Consider the following 10079-nt stretch of genomic DNA (forward strand, 5'->3'; position numbering starts at 1 on the left):
CTTCTAGTCTTAAAATATTTTTAGGCAATTTTTGAACCCCCTTTACTAGAGGACTTCGATCTTAGCTTATTGATGCTTTTTGCAAATCGATCCCATGAAAATTCATTTCTTCCCATAAGCCCTCTCTGATAGAAGAGTACAACTAAAAGCAATACTACTGAGAAAATAACCATACGGAATCCTGTTCTGAAAAGAGGTACTTGGAAATTTCCAATATATAAAGGATTATCAAAGAAACGAAGCCACCATTCTTTACACACAGTTACCAGAATGGAAGAGAGTATACTTCCTGTAACACTGCCAATTCCACCGATAACAACAATCAGTAAAATATCATAGGTTAAAGATACTGTAAAGGTTTTTGCATCAATTGAACGCATAAACATAGCAAGCATTCCTCCGCTGACAGCAGCAAAGAAAGAACCAATAATAAAGGACATGGATTTATGCTTAAAAAGGTTAATACCCATAGCTTCTGCGGCAATTTCATCTTCTCGTATTGCTTTAAAAGCTCGCCCGTAGGTACTGCGTATTAAAAGAATCATGAATGCAATACACACTGCAGCAATTAGAAATACTTGGATCAATGAAGAAAACCCTTGTATTTTCTTAAGACCATAGGAGCCATTGGTAATAGTATCCATTTGTGGACTTGAAATAATTGCTCTTATGATTTCAGAAAAGCCCAAGGTTGCAATTGCCAGATAATCGCTTTTTAGTCTTAATACTGGAATTCCGATTAATGCTGCAAATAAAGCAGCTACTAGTCCTCCTGCTATTAAAGCTATATAAGGAAGCATAGCCTGGAACCAAGAAGGAGTAGTTTCCAACCAGCTTTTTAATGCAAGGATAGATGGTGAAACACCGCTCATATAATACACTTCTTCGATACTATTCATAGGAATGAGGAAAATAGCAGTAACATAGGCCCCTATTGCCATAAAACCGGCTTGCCCTAAAGAAAAAAGACCTGTAAATCCTGTAACAAGATTCATAGAAACTGCAACTACCGCCAAAATGATACCTTTTGTCAGTACTGTATAAGCCATCCCATATTTAGCTTTGTTGCTTTCAAGTAAGAAAAGAAAAGCAAGAGTAATAACAGCAAGAATTAACGAATAGATTACTTTTTTTGATGTCTTCATACGAGCCCCTTCCTATACCTTATCGATAATTTTTTCGCCGAACAATCCTGTCGGACGGAACAATAAGATAATGATTAATAATGTAAAAGTGAATGCATCGCTAAATGTGGAATATCCCATTGCTACCAAAATAGTCTCACATAATCCGATCACAAAACCACCAACCATAGCACCGGGAATACTGCCAATTCCACCGAGAACTGCAGCAACAAAGCATTTTAATCCAGGAAGCATTCCACTAAAAGGAGTTACGGACATTCGATCTGTAAAATAAAGGATGGCGCCAACCGCTGCTAGGAAAGAACCGATTGCAAATGTTGCGCTAATAACATTATTGATCTTAATTCCCATGAGCTGTGCTGTTTCAAAATCCTTCGATACTGCACGCATTGCCATACCTATTTTTGTATTATTAATTAAAAACATAAGACCTAGAACCAAAATAATGGTCAATACTGGCGTGATAAAAGTTACTAAAGAGGAAGATACATTTCCTATTTGGAAAATTTTCTTAAGGAACGGTATCTCCGGAAATGCACGGGGAAGTGCGGTAAATAAATATGTTGCCAGGTTCTGAAGCAAATAGGATATAGCAATTGCCGAAATCATAATTGACATACGAGGTGCAGAGCGAAGGGGTTTGTAAGCTACACGCTCAATTAATACACCTAAAACAATGGTTAAAATACATACCAATGGAATTGCAATTGGCCATGGAAGACTTACCATTGCAAAAATCATAAAATAACCTGCCATCATAAAAATATCTCCATGGGCGAAGTTGATTAATCTTAGAATGCCATATACCATCGTATAGCCTATGGCAATCAATGCATACGCACCACCCAAAGATATACCTGTTAATAGATGCTGAAATATAGTTGATAGACTCATGTGCTGCCCTCCAAAACATTTTAATATTTACTTGATGAGTAAATAATTTCCTATATATCACTAAAAGTAACATAGGCTACCGCAAAAAAGTTTGCAGGCAGCCTTTAAAATCAATTATTGCACTGTTACGGTCTTTAAGAATTCAAATGCACCATTCTTAATTACTTTAATAAATGCCATGTCTTTTTTAGCATCCCCATTTTCATCGAAGGAAATGTGACCAGTAACACCATCAATTTCAACTTTAGCCAAAGCATCGCGAATAGCAACGGAATCTGTAGATTGTGCTTGCTTGATAGCTTCAAGTGCAACTAAGTAAGCGTCATAGCCTAAAGCAGATACTGCTGGGATGATCTCGGACTGATTGTTTTCTTTTAAGTATTCTTTAAAACCTTTCACAAAAGAAGCGGCCTCTTCAGTAGCAGGATCTGCTTCATCATAGAAAGTCGAAAGAACTACACCCTCTGCATGTTCTCCTGCATTTTCAATAATGGAAGAGTTTTCCCATGTGTCACCAGCCATAATTTTTGCTGTGATTCCAAGTTCGCGTGCTTGCTTGATAATTAATGGAGCAGTAGCAATTGAAGAAGGAGCAAAAATAACGTCAGGATTTGCTGCCTTTACGTTTGTTAAAATTGCCTTAAAGTCTGTTTGGTTTGTTTGGAATTGTTCTTCGCTCACGATAGCATTTTCACCGGCAAGAGATTTGAAAGCATCTACGAAATAACTTCCAAGACCGGATGAATAGTCATCCCCGAGCTGTGTAATAACTGCTGCTGTTTTAGCACCTTCCTGATATGCATAGTTAGCCATTACAGTGCCTTGGAATGGATCTAAGAAACATACACGGAAATAGTAATCATTTCCTAAAGTTACCTGAGGATTCGTACAAGAAGCTCCAATTGCAGGGATTTGTGCATCTGCAAAGAAATCACCTGCTGCAATGGAAACACCGGAACCATAGGAGCCTAAAACAACTTTAACACCAGAAGCAATTAAGCTTTGTGCCGCACTAACAGCCTCTGTTTTATCACTTTTATTGTCTACCTCCACTAATTCAATCTTATAGGTTTCACCATTAATATCAACAGTGGGGTAAACCTTATTTGCATAGCGAATACCTAGAACTTCCTGAAAGCCACCTCCTCCATTTTCGCCAGTAAGGGGTTCAAATACTCCTACTTTAATTACTTTGTCGCCGTTGGCGCTTCCTCCGTTTTCACCAGCAGGAGTGCTGCTACAGCCGGTAAATAAACCTGCAAACAAGGAGAAGCTAAGGCTTAGTGCTAATAATTTGCGTTTCATCATAAATCATTTCTCCTTTCATAATCTCTTTCAACGTCTTTGTAGTGAAGACATTTGTTTTTTATAAATATTATATTTTAGTAGTATAACACTATAGCAATGTGAATTCAAGAGAAAGAATAAATTTTTCACGATTTTTTATTTCTTTTAATAAAAGATTGTAAATTATCTGGAAAATCAATTGTTATAAATGATTGATGGAAAAAAATATTTCTGTATTAAACTAATTATTTTAAATAATTATATGATAACTCTGATTTGAAATTTCAATACAGTAAAAATTCAAAAAAATAGAAAAGGTGATCGTTATTAATTCAGGTTCAGTAAATTATTGAATATTTAAATGGTTAATAAGTTTGAGCTTTTTACTTAAGAATTAAATACGATAATTTATTGCATTTTTATCCAATTAATGCTATTTTATATATTATATATTAATGAAAATAAGCAAGTATTGTATTTATATCAAAATCATGCAAATATATTTGTCATAGGAGGTAAAAAAATGATTATAGATACTAATTTGGATGATTTCAAATTAAGACTTGCAGAGAGAAAAGATGTACCTTTAATTTTAGAATTTATAAAGGAATTAGCAGATTATGAAAAAATGTTAGATGAAGTTGTGGCGACAGAAGAAATTTTGACAGAATCTCTGTTTGAAAAAAAGGCCGCTGAAGTTGTGATCGGTGAATATCAAAATAAACCAGTTGCCTTTGCATTATTCTTCCACAATTTCTCTACTTTTTTAGGAAGACCAGGGATTTATCTTGAAGATTTATATGTTAAACCTGAGATGAGGGGAAAGGGTATAGGAAAAATGATGCTTTCTTTTCTTGCTCATTTGTGTGTTGAAAGAAAATGTGGAAGATTGGAATGGTGGTGCTTAGACTGGAATGAGCCATCCATACAATTTTATAAGAAAATGGGTGCAGTTCCCATGGACGAATGGACAGTATACAGAGTTACTGGGGATGCTTTGGATCAATTGGCTGCAGAATTTAACAGATAAAATTAAACTAAATATTAGAAAATAGAATCCGCTAAAATCGCGGATTTTTTTAGTTTCATTTCAAATTTATAATAATTTTTGTAGCCATATCGAAGAATACATGACATCAGTTTCAAAAAGAAGCAAAAAATAGGTATGTTATTACTCGTAATACTATTCGCGAAACACAACTTTAACGAATAGTAATAGCTAAAAAAAAGAAAAGTAGAAAAATTTATCTGAAAACACTTAATCCTTGTTGATCTAACTCTTTTACTTTCTTTATAATGCTATTTAATATCTCAATAATTTCACCGGACATTTGCTCAGCTTTTCTCAAAGTGTTCACACATGCATTTTGATTTTTTTCTTCAATGGCATCCATAATATCCAGAGCCAGTTTATGCAAATTATTGTGAACGGCATCAATTTTTTCCCAATCTTCTTTAAGTGTCGGATGTTCGATTTTGGTAGAATGATAAAAATGACCGAATTTGCATTTGCGTCCACTTGTCTGTATTGGCATTAATTGTTGATCCTCAACCATCTGCTTTAATGTATCTACCCATTTGATATGAGCATCTATTGCTTCCTCAATTTTTGCTATAAAGTCTTCATTTGACAGTGGATGGGCGCCTTCATTTACCGCTTCCATTAATTGTTTAACTATTTCAGAAACGTTGTCATCAACTTTTCCAATATAGTTGGCATAATTATGAGCTTTGTCTGAGTCTTCTGCAACTTTTTTTGCCATATGGCTGATATTTTCTGATTCTGTTGCAACAACTGTCATTGCCGTAGAAATTTCTTGTGAAGAAGCATTGATTTGCTGCATCATGCTGGCCAGTTCCGAGATGGTTTTTACAGTCATTTCAAGATGATTTACACTTTCTTTAAATGAATGATTTACTACTTCGAGTTTTTGTGACATGTCAGACATAGAGGAAATGGTATGATTCACACTTTCCATCCCTTCATTCGTTGCAGTTCTTATATTTCCAGTAAACATTTGCATTTCTTCTAATTTGGTTTTAGTATCTGATGCCAACTTTCGAATTTCTTCTGCAACTACAGAAAATCCTCTTCCATGTTCCCCGGCTCTTGCTGCTTCAATGCTGGCATTAAGCGCTAATAAATTAGTCTGTTCAGCAATAGAACCAACACCTGAAACAATATTATCCATTTTAGTAGAGATTTCTTCCAATAACCCTATCTTTTGAGACATAATTTCCGAATTCTTTAATACAATAGTTTTAATTTGATTGATTTCTTCTAATAAATGCAGTGTATTTTTATTGTCATCCATTAGATTTTCAGATTTAATGGACAAATCCTCTAAAATACTTGCATGATTTGTAATTGCATGGGTAACTTCATTCATGCTTGCCGTTGTTTGCTCAACAACCGCCATATTGGATTCACTGGAATGGGCTAATTCATTGGCGAATTTATTTAATTCCTTTGAAATAAAGGATAGATTAATATCAAAATTACTTAAAGCAGCCGATTCATTGAGCAATTTAAGGAGAAGATCTTTATTGGACATGCTCATGTTTAATAGTTTTTCAAAAAGCTCCAGAATAAATATATGGGGACCGTGAGTAACATTGGGACTAGGTACATTATTTCCTTTTAATTTTTCCTGAACATAATTTGTGACTGAATGAACTTCGTGACATTTTCTTTCTTTTTTAAACATATGTTTCCCCCTTAAAAATTCATTAATACAACTAATAGACATTATGTTACAATTATATATTATAACATTAGTTTAATGAAGATATAAATATTATTTTTTAAATAAATTAATATTTAAACTTATTAACTTATTTTTGAAAGTTTTATCAAAAAAGCCAAGGGATGATCCTTGGCCTTTGACTTGAAAGTGCTATAATAATTTTTCAATATGAGTTTCTAGGTCTTCAGGTGATACGGTAGGAGCGAATCTTCCTACTACCTTCCCATCTCTGTCGATAAAAAATTTAGTAAAATTCCATTGAATTTCATTTTCTTCCACTGAAAATTTTCCCTTCAGTTTTTGGCGTAATCCCTCCATCTGGCCATTATCTATATCCTTCGGTGCTTCTTGTTTTAAAAACTTGTAAAGTGGATCAGCATTTTCTCCATTAACTTCTATTTTGGCAAAAGTTTCAAAACTGGTGTTATAATTGGTTTTGCAAAAATTAACGATCTCTTCATTGGTCCCTGGAGCCTGATTAAGAAACTGGTTGCAGGGAAAATCTAAAATTTCAAAGCCTCTGTCTTTATACTTTTTATAAAGTTTCTCTAAGCCTTCATATTGGGGTGTAAAGCCACATCCTGTAGCAGTATTCACAATCAGCAGTACTTTCCCTTCATACACTCTTAACGAAACTTCTTTTCCATCTGCTTTTTTTACAGTATAGTCATATATTTTCATAAACATCCTCCTTATTTCTTAATTACTCCGCTCCATATTATCATTCCCTTAGGAGGATATTATTATAGCTGCATTTAATTTAAAAAGGGAACACCTTGGTTTTGTTCCCTTTTTAAATGTTTGTACTATGAAATTAGTCTGATCATTGAATTGGTCCGTTGTTTTTAATTGTATTTAATGCTTCCTTCAAATATCGTTTTTTATTGCTTTGACCGGCACGAATTTCTTTTAATTGACTAGGCGTTAATTCATCTGCTGATTCTTCTAGCAGAGCTTCGTTTTTTGCAATGTTCTCCATAGTCCTTGCCATCTTTTTAATGCCCTGTCGTCGCTCTTTATTTCCATCGTTTCTCGACATTTTTTCACCTCCATAAAGTTACTATGACTTTTTATGAAGAGAAATATGTGAGTATTTTTTGACATTAAAGCAATATCATATTATCCAGCATTAACCACACGAATTAAAAATATCTTAAAGAATTATTATTTGCTTTAAAATTTTAAGTTATTTTTGATTTTAAAAAGAAAGCATGAATTTAATTACCAGGCAGTAATTTGTCAAAGATTTGATGATATAGACGTTATTAATTTTTTAAATTAAATATATAACGATAAACATTAAATAATTATTGACATAAATTAAACTTGATTGTATAATTGAGTTATAAATTTAATAGAAAATATTGGAGGTAGATGAAAATGAACGTGCCATACTTACTGAAGTATCATAAAACAGCAAAAGTCATGTCTAAAATTTTAAATGTATGCTATTGGATTTTCTTTAGTTTAACTGTATTCTCTTTCTTATTGTTTGTTGGATCTAAGTTTTTTCCAACTGGTTTTGCTCCAATAAGCCTTAATTCTAACGGTACGCTTAGTATCAGCCCTGATCAAATCATACAGTTTAGGATTCCTGCTAAAGATTTTGATGGGGTAGATTTAAATTCAATATTTTCATCCTTTCTTGTTGCAGTAAGTTTTGCTTTATTACTGATCACCAATATATTGAAACAACTCAAAGATATATTAAAAAATGTCGTAGATAATGCCCCTTTTCATGAAAAAAATGCTAAAAATATATTGCATATAGGCTATACCTTTATTGCAGGCTCTGTATGTGTTCCAGTATCAAAGGCCTACGTAATCAATAAAATCATACACGCTTTTGATTTAAATAATATGAAAGCTGTTTACACCGTTAATGTTGAACTGCTCTTCATAGGAATATTATTGATTCTGTTAAGTGCAATATTTCATTATGGAGCATATCTGCAACAGGAATATGACACGACACTTTAGAACAGGAGTGATAACTTGGCGATAATCATTCGATTAGACAGGATTTTGGCAGACCGAAAAATGCAACTAAATGAATTGGCTGAAAAAGTGGGCATATCGATCGTTAACCTTTCGAATTTAAAAACCGGAAAAGTGAAAGCAATAAGGTTTTCTACACTTAATGAAATATGCCGGGTACTTGAATGTCAGCCTGGGGACATTTTGGAATATGTATCTGATGATGAGTAATCGAAAACACCTCTTGTTAAAATGATTAGCAAGAGGTGTTTTAATATGAATATTAAAAAAACATCAAAAACAATATTAGATCAAAATATCGAATTGATGTTTGCGTTGGAATTTATAGCGGGTTATAATATAATCAAATATTTCAAGGAGGGGGATTTTATGAGTTGTAATCCAAAAGTAAATTGTACATGTACTTACACTTCATGCTCAAGACACGGAAAATGCTGTGAATGCATCGCTTACCATAAAAGAAATGGAGAAGTTCTCGGCTGTCTATTCTCAGAAGCCGGTGAAAGAACATATGACCGCTCTGTTGAAAATTTTTATAATGATTATAAAAACAGATAAAAGAAACCTTTCTTTTTCTTCATCTGTAGGTATTCTGAACCGATTGCCGGGTTTTGGATATGGAATATGTTCCTAAATTATTGAATGCTGTTTTTTTGAATATTTTATTATGATATTTGATAAGTAATTTTTAATTGTATAATTACTTTTTCTTAATTTACTTTCATTAACAAGTTCATTCCATGTGGCTATGTAATTTCCTTTTATAAAATCATATACATCTAATACGGTAAATTCATCTTTATTGATTTCTCTGATTATTTTTTCTATATTGCTATCATCCTTTAAGTCGATAGCCTTTCTTATATCCAGCAGATTTCCTTCTGATATTTTTTTGTCATATATCCAGTAATCAATTCTATCTACTGTATGACTATAATATTCATTTCTTTTTCTTAATAAATCCAGTACATTGTCATCTAAACTCATTATTGATTTTTCTATAGAGACTAAAGCAATAGGATACTTTTCTTTTTCTGCAATATACCTTTTGATTTCATCCCAGTTATGTTTATTTTTTCTTTCTTTAGTGCGAAAATTTGCCATAATCATTAAGCCAAATCTAATTCCATTAAAATCGTTGTTGCTATCCATATAACTAATAATAGAATCTATTTTATCTTTATATTTACTTACATTGGTTTCAACTTCCACCACTGCATATGGTTTTTCATTTTTACATAAAAGAATGTCAGCATTTCTTTGCCCTTCTCTGCCACTACCAATATTAGAAGCAGGTGCTCCGTCAAAGATAAAACAATTGTTACCTTTTGCAAGCCAACCATTTGAAATAAAGCCGATTATTGAGCTATGAGAATTTCCATACATTCTTGAAAGTACTTTCCAATTATATTGACTTAAAAAATTATAGATCTCATCAGTTAGCATATTATCACCTTTTGTATTTATCTATTTAAAAAATAGTACACTAGATGCAGAAATTATTTTAAGCAAAAACAAATATTCACAACTGTGTTTACCATAGAAATATTATGTTAATTATAATCCCTGTTTTGTTTAATAATTTCCCAATACTCCTCTTCTATTTCAATACTATCTACCAACACTTCCATAAATGTCCTTTCTTTAGCAATAGCTTTAATCTGTATAACTTTATACAGATCAGGATGTTCTTCTTTGAAGTATTTTTTAATGATGTCTATGGGGTCACTCATACTCGTTTTTTTCCTTCCATACTTTTCTTGATATGCCGCTTTGCAAATATTCTTTTTTCCATCCTTTGTTCTCAGATCATCTTCAAATTCAGATATTGGATGATAAGTTTTATGAAAACTACAATATTTCATATTTTCATTTGTTGAATTATCCATTTTATAATTCCTCCATATTTATTATGTATAAAATTAAATTTACTTTCTATGGGTTTTTTTGATGACTATTATATTTTGTGGGTTGGTTGTGTTGTGGGTTGTTTTATGGTTCTATTTTG

General features: G+C 32.6%; 12 protein-coding genes. 4 read left to right on the forward strand and 8 right to left on the reverse strand.

Annotated features, from left to right (window positions below; all coding sequences use genetic code 11):
- Positions 1 to 20 precede the first annotated feature (20 nt).
- The 3 genes from JOD07_RS11595 to JOD07_RS11605 form a co-directional block, all read right to left on the reverse strand.
- Positions 21 to 1145, reverse strand: a complete 1125-nt coding sequence (locus tag JOD07_RS11595; protein ID WP_204614073.1) for a branched-chain amino acid ABC transporter permease — start codon at positions 1143 to 1145, stop codon at positions 21 to 23.
- 12 nt (positions 1146 to 1157) lie between these two features.
- A complete protein-coding gene (locus JOD07_RS11600; protein WP_158739039.1) occupies positions 1158 to 2039 on the reverse strand; it encodes a branched-chain amino acid ABC transporter permease in 882 nt (293 codons plus the stop codon).
- A 114-nt stretch (positions 2040 to 2153) separates the two neighbouring features.
- A complete protein-coding gene (locus JOD07_RS11605) occupies positions 2154 to 3347 on the reverse strand; it encodes an ABC transporter substrate-binding protein (protein ID WP_158739038.1) in 1194 nt (397 codons plus the stop codon).
- 502 nt (positions 3348 to 3849) lie between these two features.
- On the opposite strand from JOD07_RS11605, the gene JOD07_RS11610 reads away from it, so the two are divergent.
- Positions 3850 to 4356 (forward strand): GNAT family N-acetyltransferase, encoded by a 507-nt coding sequence (locus tag JOD07_RS11610; RefSeq protein WP_180322425.1) that lies wholly within the window; start codon positions 3850 to 3852, stop codon positions 4354 to 4356.
- Between the two features lie 214 nt (positions 4357 to 4570).
- Here the strand turns inward: JOD07_RS11610 and JOD07_RS11615 are convergent, their stop codons facing one another.
- From JOD07_RS11615 to JOD07_RS11625, 3 genes are all read right to left on the reverse strand, one after another.
- On the reverse strand, positions 4571 to 6034 hold the full coding sequence (locus JOD07_RS11615; protein WP_204614080.1) for a methyl-accepting chemotaxis protein: 1464 nt from the start codon (positions 6032 to 6034) through the stop codon (positions 4571 to 4573).
- Positions 6035 to 6223: 189 nt separating this feature from the next.
- The gene (locus JOD07_RS11620; RefSeq protein ID WP_204614081.1) at positions 6224 to 6754 is read right to left on the reverse strand and encodes a glutathione peroxidase; all 531 of its coding nucleotides are present in this window, start codon (positions 6752 to 6754) and stop codon (positions 6224 to 6226) included.
- A 142-nt stretch (positions 6755 to 6896) separates the two neighbouring features.
- Entirely contained in the window at positions 6897 to 7112 is a 216-nt protein-coding gene (locus JOD07_RS11625) for a hypothetical protein (RefSeq protein WP_158739035.1), read from the reverse strand.
- A 341-nt stretch (positions 7113 to 7453) separates the two neighbouring features.
- Here JOD07_RS11625 and JOD07_RS11630 point away from each other — a divergent pair, with 341 nt between their 5' ends.
- The 3 genes from JOD07_RS11630 to JOD07_RS11640 all read left to right on the forward strand — a co-directional run bounded on the left by JOD07_RS11630 (position 7454) and on the right by JOD07_RS11640 (position 8629).
- Positions 7454 to 8053, forward strand: coding sequence for a DUF2975 domain-containing protein (locus tag JOD07_RS11630; protein WP_158739034.1), 600 nt, complete (start codon positions 7454 to 7456; stop codon positions 8051 to 8053).
- Between the two features lie 15 nt (positions 8054 to 8068).
- Positions 8069 to 8281: a helix-turn-helix domain-containing protein gene (locus JOD07_RS11635; RefSeq protein WP_158739033.1), complete on the forward strand. Its 213-nt coding sequence runs from the start codon at positions 8069 to 8071 to the stop codon at positions 8279 to 8281.
- 159 nt (positions 8282 to 8440) lie between these two features.
- Positions 8441 to 8629 carry a DUF6485 family protein gene (locus JOD07_RS11640; protein ID WP_204614083.1) on the forward strand — a complete coding sequence of 63 codons (189 nt, stop codon included), beginning with the start codon at positions 8441 to 8443 and terminating at the stop codon, positions 8627 to 8629.
- A 72-nt stretch (positions 8630 to 8701) separates the two neighbouring features.
- Here the strand turns inward: JOD07_RS11640 and JOD07_RS11645 are convergent, their stop codons facing one another.
- Together JOD07_RS11645 and JOD07_RS11650 are read right to left on the reverse strand one after the other, a co-directional pair.
- Positions 8702 to 9517 (reverse strand): hypothetical protein, encoded by an 816-nt coding sequence (locus JOD07_RS11645; RefSeq protein ID WP_204614085.1) that lies wholly within the window; start codon positions 9515 to 9517, stop codon positions 8702 to 8704.
- A gap of 107 nt (positions 9518 to 9624) precedes the next feature.
- Entirely contained in the window at positions 9625 to 9960 is a 336-nt protein-coding gene (locus JOD07_RS11650) for a hypothetical protein (RefSeq protein WP_158739030.1), read from the reverse strand.
- Positions 9961 to 10079 lie beyond the last annotated feature (119 nt).

It is taken from the genome of Defluviitalea raffinosedens (assembly GCF_016908775.1).
Classification (GTDB): Bacteria; Bacillota; Clostridia; order Lachnospirales; family Defluviitaleaceae; genus Defluviitalea; species Defluviitalea raffinosedens.